General features: G+C 39.7%; 8 protein-coding genes, 2 tRNA genes and 3 rRNA genes. 8 read left to right on the top strand and 5 right to left on the bottom strand.

What is annotated here, in order from left to right; all coding sequences use genetic code 11:
* The first annotated feature begins 5 nt into the window (after nt 1-5).
* From ilvB to ilvA, 8 genes are all read left to right on the top strand, one after another.
* Nucleotides 6-1,796 carry a biosynthetic-type acetolactate synthase large subunit gene (ilvB, locus tag JG554_RS04380; RefSeq protein ID WP_070039243.1) on the top strand — a complete coding sequence of 597 codons (1,791 nt, stop codon included), beginning with the start codon at nt 6-8 and terminating at the stop codon, nt 1,794-1,796.
* Nucleotides 1,793-2,266 carry an acetolactate synthase small subunit gene (gene ilvN / locus JG554_RS04375; RefSeq protein WP_046206534.1) on the top strand — a complete coding sequence of 158 codons (474 nt, stop codon included), beginning with the start codon at nt 1,793-1,795 and terminating at the stop codon, nt 2,264-2,266. Before ilvB ends, ilvN begins: the two co-directional genes overlap by 4 nt.
* A 44-nt stretch (nt 2,267-2,310) precedes the next feature.
* Nucleotides 2,311-3,315, top strand: a complete 1,005-nt coding sequence (gene ilvC / locus JG554_RS04370) for a ketol-acid reductoisomerase (RefSeq protein WP_046206535.1) — start codon at nt 2,311-2,313, stop codon at nt 3,313-3,315.
* 124 nt (nt 3,316-3,439) lie between these two features.
* Nucleotides 3,440-4,975, top strand: coding sequence for a 2-isopropylmalate synthase (locus JG554_RS04365; protein ID WP_107360304.1), 1,536 nt, complete (start codon nt 3,440-3,442; stop codon nt 4,973-4,975).
* A complete protein-coding gene (gene leuB / locus JG554_RS04360; RefSeq protein ID WP_070039237.1) occupies nt 4,972-6,012 on the top strand; it encodes a 3-isopropylmalate dehydrogenase in 1,041 nt (346 codons plus the stop codon). Before JG554_RS04365 ends, leuB begins: the two co-directional genes overlap by 4 nt.
* A 17-nt stretch (nt 6,013-6,029) precedes the next feature.
* The gene (leuC, locus tag JG554_RS04355; protein ID WP_070039235.1) at nt 6,030-7,400 is read left to right on the top strand and encodes a 3-isopropylmalate dehydratase large subunit; all 1,371 of its coding nucleotides are present in this window, start codon (nt 6,030-6,032) and stop codon (nt 7,398-7,400) included.
* A 1-nt stretch (nt 7,401) separates the two neighbouring features.
* Entirely contained in the window at nt 7,402-7,977 is a 576-nt protein-coding gene (leuD, locus tag JG554_RS04350; protein ID WP_064210005.1) for a 3-isopropylmalate dehydratase small subunit, read from the top strand.
* 27 nt (nt 7,978-8,004) lie between these two features.
* Complete coding sequence (gene ilvA / locus JG554_RS04345; protein ID WP_046206540.1) at nt 8,005-9,273, top strand: threonine ammonia-lyase IlvA; 1,269 nt, start codon at nt 8,005-8,007, stop codon at nt 9,271-9,273.
* A gap of 532 nt (nt 9,274-9,805) precedes the next feature.
* On the opposite strand, the gene rrf is transcribed toward ilvA, so the two are convergent.
* The 5 genes from rrf to JG554_RS04320 form a co-directional block, all read right to left on the bottom strand.
* A 5S ribosomal RNA gene (gene rrf / locus JG554_RS04340) occupies nt 9,806-9,920 on the bottom strand.
* Between the two features lie 77 nt (nt 9,921-9,997).
* A 23S ribosomal RNA gene (locus JG554_RS04335) occupies nt 9,998-12,916 on the bottom strand.
* Between the two features lie 283 nt (nt 12,917-13,199).
* Nucleotides 13,200-14,750 (bottom strand): 16S ribosomal RNA (locus JG554_RS04330).
* The 16S, 23S and 5S rRNA genes sit together here with 2 tRNA genes alongside, the layout of an rRNA operon.
* A gap of 144 nt (nt 14,751-14,894) precedes the next feature.
* Nucleotides 14,895-14,968, bottom strand: a tRNA-Gly gene (locus tag JG554_RS04325).
* A gap of 35 nt (nt 14,969-15,003) precedes the next feature.
* Nucleotides 15,004-15,086: transfer RNA gene (locus JG554_RS04320), tRNA-Leu, on the bottom strand.
* Nucleotides 15,087-15,353: the final 267 nt, after the last annotated feature.

The following is a 15,353-nucleotide window of genomic DNA, read 5'->3' as shown; positions in this document are numbered from 1 at the left end:
GTATGATGTCTAAACAAACTGAAATACTTGAATATGAAAAATCAGAAAATTTAGATTATTTTGAAACAGCAGAAGCAATTGAGCCCGAAGTTGAATTAGAAAAAGAAACAATTGATGAAATGAAATCTGGTTCAGAATTATTAGTAGATTCACTTGTAAATGAAGATGTAGATTTTATATTTGGTTACCCTGGTGGTGCTGTACTTCCACTATATGACACATTTTATGATGGGAAAATTAAACACATTCTAGCGAGACATGAACAAGGTGCTTCACACGCTGCTGAGGGTTATGCGCGTGTTTCTGGAAAAACTGGTGTCGTTGTCGTTACAAGTGGTCCTGGAGCAACAAATGCAATCACTGGTATTGCTGATGCTTATAGTGATTCACTACCGCTTGTCGTTATCACGGGTCAAGTTGCAACAGCGGGTATAGGGAAAGATGCTTTCCAAGAAGCAGACTTGCTTTCAATGACTACACCGATAACTAAACATAATTATCAGATTAAAAATGTAAATGAAATACCTAAAATAATCCATGAGGCATTTCACGTGGCAAACTCAGGAAGAAAAGGACCAGTCGTTATTGACTTCCCAAAGGATATGGGAATCTTATCTACTAACGCAGAAGTTTCAAACGAATTGAACCTACCTGGTTATTCAGTTCCTAATCAACCAGACAAAACAGAAATTCAAAAATTACGTGATTATTTAAAATCTTCTAAAAAACCTGTGGTTTTATCAGGAGCTGGTGTAAATCACGCTAAGGCTAATGAAGTTTTCACTGAATTTGTTACACGACATCAATTGCCTGTAGTTAGTACTTTATTAGGGTTAGGTGCCATACCATATGAAAATCCCCTATTTTTAGGTATGGGGGGAATGCACGGATCATACGCAAGCAATATGGCATTAACAGATTGTGATTTGCTTATAAACTTTGGCAGTCGTTTTGATGACAGACTTGCAAGTAAACCAGATGAATTTGCACCTAATGCAAAAATTGTTCATATCGACATTGATCCATCAGAAATAAATAAAATAATCAAAGTTGATTTAGGTATTGTTGCAGATTGTAAAGCAACTTTAGAAGCATTACTTGAATTCGACAGCTATTCAATCAACCATGATGACTGGTTAGAAACATGCTTTAACAATAAAGCAGAGCAACCTTTTGCATACAAAGAAGATCCAGATGGTACATTTTCAAAACCACAACGTACTATTGAATATATAGGAGAAATTACTAAAGGTGACGCAGTTGTTACAACTGATGTCGGTCAACATCAAATGTGGGTTGCCCAATATTATCCATTTAAAAATCACGGTCAATTAGTTACGAGTGGTGGCTTAGGAACAATGGGCTTTGGCATACCTGCAGCAATAGGTGCAAAATTAGCTGAACCTGATAAAACAGTCGTAGCTTTTGTTGGCGACGGTGGTTTCCAAATGACCAATCAAGAGTTAGCAATACTAGAAGAATACGATTTAGACATAAAAGTTGTAATTATAAATAACGGCACGTTAGGTATGGTTAAACAATGGCAAGATAAATTCTTTAACAAACGTTTCTCTCATTCCGTATTTAATGGACAACCTGATTTCTTAAAATTGGGAGAAGCATACAATGTGAAAGGTTTCCTTATCGATGATCCAACACATTTAGAAGAACAACTAGACGCTGCTTTTGAACACAAAGGGCCTGCTCTCATTGATGTTCGTATCTCACCTATCGAACCTGTTAATCCAATGGTGCCTAGCGGTAAAGCTAATTATGAGATGGAGGGATTATTATGAGACGCACATTTAGAACAAAAGTTTTAGATAAAGCTGGTACTTTAAATAGATTAACGAGTATCTTTGTTCGCAGGCAATTTAACATTGTCACGTTATCAGTTACTCCAACGAGAGAAGATGGCGTTTCTAATATCACATTTGTAGCGGAAGTCCCAGATTCAGATGTTTTAAGAAACTTAATTAGCCAATTGGAAAAACAAATAAATATTATTGATGTAGAAGACATCACTGATACAAACACTTACAACAGAGAATTAGTGCTTGTGAAATTAGAAACACCAAGTAACCATCAAGATTTACAAAAAGTAATTAAACCTTATGATGCGCTAGTCTCTATTTTAAAAAATGAGGATCCTTACACCTATCTTCAAGCCTCAGGTCCACAATATACAATGGATAATTTATTAGATGATCTATCATCATATAACATTGAACAAGTTTCAAGAACTGGTTCAGCCGGTTTAGTTTAAAACACAATTCATCAAACTATATTTAAAACATGGAGGATTTTATTATGACAACAGTTTATTATGACCAATCAGTAACGAAAGATGCATTACAAGGTAAAAAAGTAGCCATCATCGGCTATGGTTCACAAGGACATGCACATGCGCAAAACCTAAAAGATAACGGCTATGACGTGATTATTGGCATCAGACCAGGTCGTTCATTTGACAAAGCAAAAGATGATGGTTTCGAAGTATATCCTGTAAATGAGGCAGCAAAACAAGCTGATGTCATCATGGTATTATTACCAGATGAAATTCAAGGACAAGTATATAATGAAGAAATTGAACCTAATTTAGAGCCAAATAATGCACTTGTTTTCGCACATGGCTTTAATATTCACTTTAATGTTATTCAACCACCTGAAACAGTAGATGTATTTTTAGTAGCACCAAAAGGGCCTGGACATTTAGTTAGACGTACTTTCACAGAAGGTAGCGCCGTACCCGCCCTATTTGCAGTTGAACAAGATGCAAGTGGTGAAGCAACTGATTTAGCACTAAGTTACGCAAAAGGTATTGGTGCAACTCGTGCTGGTGTTTTAGAAACATCATTTAAAGAAGAAACCGAGACAGATTTATTCGGTGAACAAGCAGTACTTTGTGGTGGTACAACAAAACTAATTCAATCTGGTTTTGAAACATTAGTTGAAGCTGGATATCAACCAGAAATTGCTTACTTTGAAGTTTTACATGAAATGAAATTAATTGTTGATTTAATGTATGAAGGTGGCATGGAAAACATGCGCTATTCAATCTCAAATACAGCTGAATTTGGAGACTATGTATCAGGACCACGCGTAATCACTCCAGATGTTAAAGATAATATGAAAGCAGTACTTAACGATATTCAACAAGGAAACTTCAGCGATCGTTTCATCAAAGATAACGAAAATAATTTTGAAGAATTCCATAAACTACGTGAAGAACAACATGGACATCAAATTGAAGCGGTTGGTAGAGACCTACGTGAGATGATGCCATTTATTAAATCCAAGAGTATTGAAAAATAATTAGTTTTATGGTGATGCCTGAAGAATCAAGAGAAGTCCCCTACTTTAATTTTTAGGACAATTTTAGATTCTTCGGCTCATTCATCATATTGAACTAAAATCTATTTATTAGGAGATGTTTAAAATGACTAGCCATATTCAAATTTTTGATACGACACTAAGAGACGGAGAACAAACGCCAGGCGTAAACTTTTCCTTCGATGAACGCTTAAAAATTGCTAAACAACTTGAAAAATGGGGTGTTGATATCATCGAAGCTGGTTTCCCTGCTTCAAGTTCAGGTAGCTTTAAATCTGTAGAAGCGATTTCTAAAGCATTAACAACCACTGCTGTTTGTGGCTTAGCACGTTGTGTCAAAAAAGATATTGATGCAGTGTATCAATCAACAAAAGAGGCAGTAAAACCTAGAATACATGTGTTCTTAGCAACTAGCCCTATTCACCGTGACTCAAAACTCATGATGTCCAAAGAAGAAGTGTTAGCATCAATCAAAGAGCATGTTGCTTATGCTACAGAATATTTTGACGTCGTTCAATTTTCACCAGAAGATGCTACAAGAACGGAACTACCTTTCTTAATCGAATGTGTTCAAACTGCAGTTGATGCGGGAGCAAGTGTCATCAATATACCTGATACAGTTGGATTCAGCTACCCTACAGAATATGGCAAAATTTTTAAAACACTCCAAGAAAGCATTAAAACGAATCATGAAGTTATTTATAGTGCACACTGTCACGATGACTTAGGCTTAGCTGTTGCAAATAGTATGTCTGCAATTGAAAATGGTGCAAAACGCATTGAAGGTACTTTAAATGGTATTGGTGAACGTGCAGGTAACACAGCCCTTGAGGAAGTTGCACTTGGCCTATACGTTCGACAAGATCATTATGGTAATCAAACACAAATAAATCTCGAAGAAACTAAAAATACATCTGATTTAATAGCACGATATGCAGGAATTCGAGTCCCAAGAAATAAAGCTATTGTCGGACAAAACGCTTTTAGTCACGAATCAGGTATTCATCAAGATGGTGTTCTTAAAAATCCTGAAACTTATGAGATTATGACACCACAATTAGTAGGCGTCAAAACAACTGAATTACCGCTCGGTAAATTATCTGGTAAACACGCTTTTTCAGAAAAATTAGTTGCATTGGGGTATGATGTGGATGCTGAAGAACAAAAAGAACTATTTAAGCAATTTAAAACAATTGCTGATAAGAAAAAGTCTGTTACTGACAGGGATATACACGCTTTAATTCAAGGAACTGAACATGAACAAAATGCCATCTATAAAGTTGAAGCTCTGCAACTACAATTCGTCTCAAATGGACTACAAAGTGCTGTCGTAGTAATTCAAGATAAAGATGGAAATACGTATCAAGATTCAAGTATTGGTACTGGATCAATTGTTTCTGTATATAATGCAGTAGATCGAATTTTCAATCGCAAAACTGAACTTATAGACTATCGTATTGAATCTGTAACTGAAGGTACTGATGCACAAGCAGAAGTACATGTCCAAATTAAAATTGGAGATCAAATCGTTACTGGTGTAGGTATTGATCATGACATCTTATTAGCATCATGTAAATCATATGTTGAAGCACATGCTAAATACGTTTCTAATTCAGAAGTGAAAGAAGGTATTCACTCATGAGTTATAAGATTGTAGCACTTCCCGGGGATGGGATTGGACCGGAAATTTTAAATGGTTCACTAGAAATTCTTTCACAACTGAGTAATATCTATAATTTCGACTATGAATTAGAAACGCATGATTTCGGCGGTATTGCTATAGATAATCATGGTACGCCACTACCTGATACGACACTAAGTGCTTGTAAACAAGCAGACGCAATTTTATTGGGTGCTGTCGGTGGCCCAAGATGGACAGACCCTAATAATAGACCTGAACAAGGTCTGCTTGGTATTCGAAAAGCTTTAGGTCTATTTGCTAATATTCGCCCCACTACAGTAACGAGTGGTACCAGTCACTTATCACCTATTAAAAAAGAGCGTGTAGCTGGTACAGATTTTATTTTAGTGAGAGAGTTAACAGGTGGTATTTACTTTGGTGAACCAAAACATTGGAATGAGGATAAAGCTTTAGATTCCTTAACTTATACACGTACAGAAATAGAACGAATTGCAAGAGTTGCTTTTGATTTAGCTCAAAACCGTCGCAAAAAATTAACTTCTGTAGATAAGGAAAATGTACTTTCTTCCAGTAAATTATGGAGAAATGTAATAAATGATGTATCTAAAGACTATCCAGATGTTGAAGTTAATCATTTACTTGTAGATGCTTGTGCAATGCATATCATTACAAATCCTTCTCAATTTGACGTCATTGTGACAGAAAATTTATTTGGAGATATATTAAGTGATGAGGCATCTGTAATTCCTGGCTCGCTTGGTCTTTCACCATCAGCTAGTTTTAGTGAAAAAGGACCAAGACTTTATGAACCCATTCATGGTTCTGCACCTGATATTGCAAATAAAGATATAGCAAATCCATTCGGTATGCTTTTATCAGTGGTTATGTGTTTAAGAGAAAGTCTTAATGCACCAGAGGCTGCTCATAGATTAGAATCAGTTATTTATCAACTTATCGAAGATGAAAAAACAACTCAAGATCTCAATGGTAAGTATAAAACAACTGATATTTTTAAATTCATTAAACAAAATCTTTAAAAAGGAGGAGATGTCATATGGGTAAAACACTATTTGACAAAGTTTGGAATAAGCATGTCTTAACCGGTAAAGAAGGTGACCCACAATTATTATATATAGACCTACATCTTATACACGAAGTCACATCTCCTCAAGCTTTTGAAGGACTTAGACTACAAAATAGAAAGCTGCGCAGACCAGATTTAACCTATGCGACGTTGGACCATAACGTTCCTACAGTTGATATTTTTAATATTAAAGATGAAATTGCTAATAAACAAATAACAACGCTTCAAAAAAATGCCAAAGAATTTGATGTGCATATTTTTGATATGGGTTCTGACGAACAAGGTATCGTGCATATGGTTGGTCCTGAAACTGGACTGACACAACCTGGAAAAACAATCGTATGCGGAGACTCTCATACAGCTACACATGGTGCTTTTGGTGCTATTGCATTTGGTATTGGAACTAGTGAAGTCGAACATGTTTTTGCAACACAAACACTATGGCAAACAAAGCCAAAAAATTTAAAAATTGATGTTACTGGTAAACTACCTACAGGCGTATATGCAAAAGATATTATTTTACATCTTATTAACCAATATGGTGTTGATTTTGGAACTGGATATGCACTTGAGTTTTCAGGTGAAACTATTCGTAGTCTATCAATGGAAGCAAGAATGACGATTTGTAATATGGCGATCGAAGCTGGTGCAAAGTATGGGATGATGGCGCCTGATGAAACTACATTTGAATATGTAAAAGGAAGACCTTATGCAACAAACTTTGCATATGATGTAGATGAATGGCGTGAACTTTACACTGATGATGATGCAAATTTTGATAAAATCATACGACTTGATGTTTCTGATTTAGAACCACAAGTTACCTGGGGTACTAGCCCTGAAATGGGTGTTAGCTTTAATACACCATTTCCTGAAATTAATGATGTTAATGATGAACGGGCCTATAACTATATGGGACTAAAACCTGGCCAAAAAGCAGAAGATATTGATTTAGGTTATGTATTTTTAGGTTCTTGTACGAATGCTCGACTATCTGATCTAATAGAAGCAAGCCATATTGTAAAAGGAAATCAAGTGCATCCTAATATTACAGCAATCGTCGTTCCTGGTTCTAGAACAGTAAAGATAGAAGCAGAAAAATTAGGTCTTGATAAAGTGTTTAAAAATGCTGGATTTGAATGGAGAGAACCTGGTTGTTCAATGTGTCTTGGTATGAACCCTGACCAAGTACCTGCTGGTGTGCATTGTGCATCAACAAGTAATCGTAACTTTGAAGGACGCCAAGGCAAAGGGGCTCGAACACACTTAGTCTCCCCTGCTATGGCAGCTGCTGCAGCCATTAATGGGAAGTTTGTAGACGTAAGAAAGGTGGTTGTATAATATGGAAATCCAACCTATCACAACCTATACTGGTAAAGTTGTTCCATTATTTCATGATAATATTGATACTGACCAAATCATACCAAAAGTACATTTAAAACGAATTTCTAAATCTGGTTTTGGACCTTTTGCTTTTGATGAATGGCGCTACTTAGAGGATGGATCCGACAATCCAGATTTCAATCCAAATAAGCCAGAATACCAAGATGCCACGATTTTAGTAACTGGGGATAATTTTGGTTGTGGTTCGAGCCGTGAACATGCAGCTTGGGCAATTAAGGATTATGGTTTTGATATTATTATTGCTGGTAGTTATAGTGATATCTTTTATATGAACTGTACTAAAAATGCGATGTTACCTATCGTTTTAAATGAAGAAGAACGTCAATACATTGCCAAAGCAGGTAAAGTCACTGTTGATTTACCTAATCAAACTGTGACTGCGAATGATAAAACATTTCACTTTGTTATTGATGAAACGTGGAAAAATAAACTTGTTAATGGACTTGATGATATTGCTGTAACACTACAATTCGAAAATGAAATTCAAGCATATGAAACGTCAAAAGCTTTTTAACGAAACTTAAATAAAGGTGTGAAATTTATGGCTGTCAAAACAACTGTTTCTTCAAAAGATATAGATGAAGCTTTCTTACAATTGAAAGATGTTGTTAAAGAAACTCCTTTGCAAAAGGATCATTACTTATCGCTTAAATACGATTGTGATGTCTATTTAAAAAGAGAAGACTTACAATGGGTTCGATCTTTTAAATTAAGAGGTGCTTATAACGCAATTATAGCGTTAAATGAAAATGATAGACAAAACGGAATTACATGTGCAAGTGCAGGTAATCATGCACAAGGTGTTGCTTACACTGCCAACAAACTTAATTTAAATGCTGTTATATTTATGCCAGTAACTACACCTCTTCAAAAGATAAATCAGGTGAAATTTTTTGGTGGTAGTAACGCTGAAGTTGTGCTTACCGGCGATACATTTGATGATTGTCTAAAAGAGGCACTTACGTATACTCAAGATAATAAAATGAATTTCATCGATCCATTTAATAACATTTATACAATCGCTGGCCAAGGTACGTTAGCCAAAGAAATTTTAAAACAATCTAAAGAGGATAACATTCAATTTGATTATTTATTCGCAGCTATAGGCGGTGGTGGGTTAATTTCAGGGGTAGGCACTTACTTCAAAGAACATTCACCACAAACTTCTATCATTGGCGTAGAACCTGCCGGTGCGAGTAGTATGTATGCCTCTGTTGTACTAGAAAATCAAATAGTAACGTTACCTGAAATTGATAAATTTGTGGATGGTGCATCTGTAGCAAAAGTCGGTGAAATCACATATGATATTGCCAAAAATGTAGTAGATGACTATATTCAAGTACATGAAGGCGCTGTTTGTTCAACGATCTTGGACATGTATTCTAAACAAGCAATTATTGCGGAACCTGCTGGTGCTTTAAGTGTTTCAGCATTAGAACAATATCGTTCAGAAATTAAAGGTAAGACAGTTGTTTGTGTTGTAAGTGGCGGCAACAATGATATCAACCGTATGAAAGAAATCGAAGAACGTTCTTTATTATTTGAAGAAATGAAACATTACTTCATTCTCAACTTCCCACAAAGACCTGGCGCATTAAGAGAATTTGTAAATGACGTACTTGGACCAAAGGATGATATTACTAAATTTGAGTACCTTAAGAAAAGTTCTCAAAATACAGGAACTGTCATCATCGGCATACAATTAAATAACCATCAAGATTTAGATAACTTAAAGTCGAATGTCAATGAATTCGATCCTTCCAATATCTATATTAACGAAAACAAAATGCTTTATTCACTATTAATTTAAAAGTCTAGCTTATGCTAGACTTTTACTTTATATAAAGTACCACTTGCAGTTCTTCGAACTGGAAGTTAAGCTCCTTTTACGTAAAAAAAAGACCCTTTCGGGTCTTACTTGCCTGTAAAGTCACACTTCTTAATTTTAATTTTTACGTTTGACACTTATATATCTTATAAATTTATATGTTATTGGAATAGTGTGACTTATACATGAGCTTTAGTTCATGTATTCCTCTTTACACCTACTCTTGCGGAACGTAAGTCAGCTACCATCGGCGCTAAGCAGCTTTTCTGATTTCAGACAAGCGTTCGTAAAGTACCACTCTCAATTTATTGAGATAGCGGTACTTATGCATGAGTTTTTGCTCATGCATTCCTTTACTATTTCACGCTTTCCTCACTCACTTACCGCTTGTAAGCTCATTTCGTCTCTCGTTTACTTCGTCAGCTTCAAACGCTTTCTTTTGTCAGTTTACAGTTCTTCGAACTGGAAGTTAAGCTCCTTTTACGTAAAAAAAAGACCCTTTCGGGTCTTGATTGCCTGGCAACGTCCTACTCTTGCGGAACGTAAGTCCGACTACCATCGGCGCTAAGGAGCTTAACTTCTGTGTTCGGCATGGGAACAGGTGTGACCTCCTTGCTATAGTCACCAGACAATGTCATGTATAAAATTTATACACTCAAAACTAGATTGTAAGTAAAATTTAGTTCAACCAACAAAACTTTTAAATTTGATTAAGTCTTCGATCGATTAGTATTCGTCAGCTCCACATATCGCTATGCTTCCACCTCGAACCTATTAACCTCATCATCTTTGAGGGATCTTATAACCGAAGTTGGGAAATCTCATCTTGAGGGGGGCTTCATGCTTAGATGCTTTCAGCACTTATCCCGTCCATACATAGCTACCCAGCGATGCCGTTGGCACGACAACTGGTACACCAGAGGTATGTCCATCCCGGTCCTCTCGTACTAAGGACAGCTCCTCTCAAATTTCCTACGCCCACGACGGATAGGGACCGAACTGTCTCACGACGTTCTGAACCCAGCTCGCGTACCGCTTTAATGGGCGAACAGCCCAACCCTTGGGACCGACTACAGCCCCAGGATGCGATGAGCCGACATCGAGGTGCCAAACCTCCCCGTCGATGTGAACTCTTGGGGAGATAAGCCTGTTATCCCCGGGGTAGCTTTTATCCGTTGAGCGATGGCCCTTCCATGCGGAACCACCGGATCACTAAGTCCGTCTTTCGACCCTGCTCGACTTGTAAGTCTCGCAGTCAAGCTTCCTTGTGCCTTTACACTCTATGAATGATTTCCAACCATTCTGAGGAAACCTTTGAGCGCCTCCGTTACTCTTTAGGAGGCGACCGCCCCAGTCAAACTGTCCATCTGACACTGTCTCCCACCATGATTAATGGTGCGGGTTAGAAATCCAATACAGCGAGGGTAGTATCCCACCAACGCCTCCACGTAAGCTAGCGCTCACGTATCTAAGGCTCCTACCTATCCTGTACAAGCTGTACCGAATTTCAATATCAGACTACAGTAAAGCTCCACGGGGTCTTTCCGTCCTGTCGCGGGTAACCTGCATCTTCACAGGTACTATGATTTCACCGAGTCTCTCGTTGAGACAGTGCCCAAATCGTTACGCCTTTCGTGCGGGTCGGAACTTACCCGACAAGGAATTTCGCTACCTTAGGACCGTTATAGTTACGGCCGCCGTTTACTGGGGCTTCGATTCGTAGCTTCGCAGAAGCTAACCACTCCTCTTAACCTTCCAGCACCGGGCAGGCGTCAGCCCCTATACATCACCTTACGGTTTAGCAGAGACCTGTGTTTTTGATAAACAGTCGCTTGGGCCTATTCACTGCGGCTCTCCTGGGCGTGAACCCTAAAGAGCACCCCTTCTCCCGAAGTTACGGGGTCATTTTGCCGAGTTCCTTAACGAGAGTTCGCTCGCTCACCTTAGAATTCTCATCTTGACTACCTGTGTCGGTTTGCGGTACGGGCACCATAAATCTAGCTAGAGGCTTTTCTCGGCAGTGTGAAATCAACGACTCGAGGAAACAATTTCCTCTCCCCATCACAGCTTGACCTTATGAGTGCCGGATTTGCCTAACACTCAGTCTTACTGCTTGGACGTACAATCCAATCGTACGCTTCGCCTATCCTACTGCGTCCCCCATCGCTTAAAACGATTCATGGTGGTACAGGAATATCAACCTGTTATCCATCGCCTACGCCTATCGGCCTCAGCTTAGGACCCGACTAACCCAGAGCGGACGAGCCTTCCTCTGGAAACCTTAGTCAATCGGTGGACGGGATTCTCACCCGTCTTTCGCTACTCACACCGGCATTCTCACTTCTAAGCGCTCCACATGTCCTTGCGATCATGCTTCAACGCCCTTAGAACGCTCTCCTACCATTGTCCTACGGACAATCCACAGCTTCGGTAATATGTTTAGCCCCGGTACATTTTCGGCGCAGTGTCACTCGACTAGTGAGCTATTACGCACTCTTTAAATGATGGCTGCTTCTAAGCCAACATACTAGTTGTCTGGGCAACGCCACATCCTTTTCCACTTAACATATATTTTGGGACCTTAGCTGGTGGTCTGGGCTGTTTCCCTTTCGAACACGGACCTTATCACCCGCGTTCTGACTCCCAAGTTAAATTGATTGGCATTCGGAGTTTGTCTGAATTCGGTAACCCGAGAAGGGCCCCTCGTCCAAACAGTGCTCTACCTCCAATAATCATCACTTGAGGCTAGCCCTAAAGCTATTTCGGAGAGAACCAGCTATCTCCAGGTTCGATTGGAATTTCTCCGCTACCCTCAACTCATCCGCTCACTTTTCAACGTAAGTCGGTTCGGTCCTCCATTCAGTGTTACCTGAACTTCAACCTGGTCAAGGGTAGATCACCTGGTTTCGGGTCTACGACCAAATACTCAACGCCCTATTCAGACTCGCTTTCGCTACGGCTCCACATTCACTGCTTAACCTTGCATCAAATCGTAACTCGCCGGTTCATTCTACAAAAGGCACGCCATCACCCATTAACGGGCTCTGACTACTTGTAAGCACACGGTTTCAAGTTCTCTTTCACTCCCCTTCCGGGGTACTTTTCACCTTTCCCTCACGGTACTGGTTCACTATCGGTCACTAGAGAGTATTTAGCCTTGGGAGATGGTCCTCCCGGATTCCGACGGAATTTCTCGTGTTCCGTCGTACTCAGGATCCACTCAAGAGAGAACAGATTTTCGACTACAGGATTATTACCTTCTTTGATGCATCTTTCCAGATGCTTCGTCTAATCTATTCCTTTGTAACTCCGTATAGAGTGTCCTACAACCCCAACAAGCAAGCTCGTTGGTTTGGGCTCTTCCCGTTTCGCTCGCCGCTACTCAGGGAATCGATTTTTCTTTCTCTTCCTGCGGGTACTAAGATGTTTCAGTTCTCCGCGTCTACCTTCGATACGCTATGTATTTACGTATCGATAATACGACATAACTCGTATTGGGTTCCCCCATTCGGAAATCTCTGGATCACAGCTTACTTACAGCTCCCCAAAGCATATCGTCGTTAGTAACGTCCTTCATCGGCTTCTAGTGCCAAGGCATCCACCGTGCGCCCTTAATAACTTAATCTATTTGCTTTCCAACTCGACAACCGTCGGTTGAAAACCCAAAATGTTATTAATCTGTGAGTGTTCTTTCGAACACTAGCGATTATTTCTTTTTGAATTCAAGCTTATTTAAAACTCTTATTCACTCGGTTTTGCTTGGTAAAATCATAAATTTTACTTACTTATCTAGTTTTCAATGTACAAATCATTAAAGAATACTCGAATGAGCATTCAAAACTGAATACAATATGTCAATGTTATTCCTTTGTCATCTTCTAAAGAAGATGTTCCGAATATATCCTTAGAAAGGAGGTGATCCAGCCGCACCTTCCGATACGGCTACCTTGTTACGACTTCACCCCAATCATTTGTCCCACCTTCGACGGCTAGCTCCATAAATGGTTACTCCACCGGCTTCGGGTGTTACAAACTCTCGTGGTGTGACGGGCGGTGTGTACAAGACCCGGGAACGTATTCACCGTAGCATGCTGATCTACGATTACTAGCGATTCCAGCTTCATGTAGTCGAGTTGCAGACTACAATCCGAACTGAGAACAACTTTATGGGATTTGCATGACCTCGCGGTTTAGCTGCCCTTTGTATTGTCCATTGTAGCACGTGTGTAGCCCAAATCATAAGGGGCATGATGATTTGACGTCATCCCCACCTTCCTCCGGTTTGTCACCGGCAGTCAACTTAGAGTGCCCAACTTAATGCTGGCAACTAAGCTTAAGGGTTGCGCTCGTTGCGGGACTTAACCCAACATCTCACGACACGAGCTGACGACAACCATGCACCACCTGTCACTTTGTCCCCCGAAGGGAAGGCTCTATCTCTAGAGTTGTCAAAGGATGTCAAAATTTGGTAAGGTTCTTCGCGTTGCTTCGAATTAAACCACATGCTCCACCGCTTGTGCGGGTCCCCGTCAATTCCTTTGAGTTTCAACCTTGCGGTCGTACTCCCCAGGCGGAGTGCTTAATGCGTTAGCTGCAGCACTAAGGGGCGGAAACCCCTAACACTTAGCACTCATCGTTTACGGCGTGGACTACCAGGGTATCTAATCCTGTTTGATCCCCACGCTTTCGCACATCAGCGTCAGTTACAGACCAGAAAGTCGCCTTCGCCACTGGTGTTCCTCCATATCTCTGCGCATTTCACCGCTACACATGGAATTCCACTTTCCTCTTCTGCACTCAAGTTTCCCAGTTTCCAATGACCCTCCACGGTTGAGCCGTGGGCTTTCACATCAGACTTAAGAAACCGCCTACGCGCGCTTTACGCCCAATAATTCCGGATAACGCTTGCCACCTACGTATTACCGCGGCTGCTGGCACGTAGTTAGCCGTGGCTTTCTGATTAGGTACCGTCAAGACGTGCACAGTTACTTACACATTTGTTCTTCCCTAATAACAGAGTTTTACGATCCGAAGACCTTCATCACTCACGCGGCGTTGCTCCGTCAGGCTTTCGCCCATTGCGGAAGATTCCCTACTGCTGCCTCCCGTAGGAGTCTGGACCGTGTCTCAGTTCCAGTGTGGCCGATCACCCTCTCAGGTCGGCTACGTATCGTTGCCTTGGTAAGCCGTTACCTTACCAACTAGCTAATACGGCGCGGGTCCATCTATAAGTGATAGCAAAACCATCTTTCACTTTAGAACCATGCGGTTCTAAATGTTATCCGGCATTAGCCCCGGTTTCCCGGAGTTATTCCAGTCTTATAGGTAGGTTACCCACGTGTTACTCACCCGTCCGCCGCTAACGTCAAAGGAGCAAGCTCCTTATCTGTTCGCTCGACTTGCATGTATTAGGCACGCCGCCAGCGTTCATCCTGAGCCAGGATCAAACTCTCCATAAAAAATTATGATGTTTGATTAGCTCATAAAATACTAATTTGTGTTATCAATAACACGTTGTTTTGATTCAACATTTAATGTTGAAATCGGAATTAACGTTGACATATTGCAATTCAGTTTTCAATGTTCATTTTAATATTTCATAATGGAGCGGGTGATGGGAATCGAACCCACAACATCAGCTTGGAAGGCTGAGGTTTTGCCATTAAACTACACCCGCATATTTTCATATATATCATATGTAATGTATTTTGATGCGGCCGAGAGGACTTGAACCTCCACGGGATAAATCCCACTAGGCCCTCAACCTAGCGCGTCTGCCATTCCGCCACGGCCGCTCGGTTGACGCTAAAATTTTCCATTCATCAAGTTAACGTACTCAATTGTAATATGTTTGAAATGTTTTGTCAATAAGTTTTTAAAATTTCTTTAACAAACTTAATAAGTCCTTCATTTAATTTCATATTATTTTCGCAACGTTTAATATCATATAACATAAATTATATATCGTCAACACATACAAATAACGAATTAGAGTAAAATATTCATTTTTATTTATTTTATCTAATTAAATGCACAAATTTCATATAATTATATCGTCTTTT

The sequence above is a fragment of the Staphylococcus sp. 11-B-312 genome (assembly GCF_016743055.1).
Taxonomy (GTDB): domain Bacteria; phylum Bacillota; class Bacilli; order Staphylococcales; family Staphylococcaceae; genus Staphylococcus; species Staphylococcus ureilyticus.
This window is presented reverse-complemented; position numbering and strand designations above follow the sequence as displayed.

Bases quoted from the DNA above. Each gene is read 5' to 3' on its own strand.
- ilvB (WP_070039243.1), top strand. From the start codon at position 6: ATGTCTAAACAAACTGAAATACTTGAATATGAAAAATCAGAAAATTTA.
- ilvN (WP_046206534.1), top strand. From the start codon at position 1,793: ATGAGACGCACATTTAGAACAAAAGTTTTAGATAAAGCTGGTACTTTA.
- ilvC (WP_046206535.1), top strand. From the start codon at position 2,311: ATGACAACAGTTTATTATGACCAATCAGTAACGAAAGATGCATTACAA.
- JG554_RS04365 (WP_107360304.1), top strand. From the start codon at position 3,440: ATGACTAGCCATATTCAAATTTTTGATACGACACTAAGAGACGGAGAA.
- leuB (WP_070039237.1), top strand. From the start codon at position 4,972: ATGAGTTATAAGATTGTAGCACTTCCCGGGGATGGGATTGGACCGGAA.
- leuC (WP_070039235.1), top strand. From the start codon at position 6,030: ATGGGTAAAACACTATTTGACAAAGTTTGGAATAAGCATGTCTTAACC.
- leuD (WP_064210005.1), top strand. From the start codon at position 7,402: ATGGAAATCCAACCTATCACAACCTATACTGGTAAAGTTGTTCCATTA.
- ilvA (WP_046206540.1), top strand. From the start codon at position 8,005: ATGGCTGTCAAAACAACTGTTTCTTCAAAAGATATAGATGAAGCTTTC.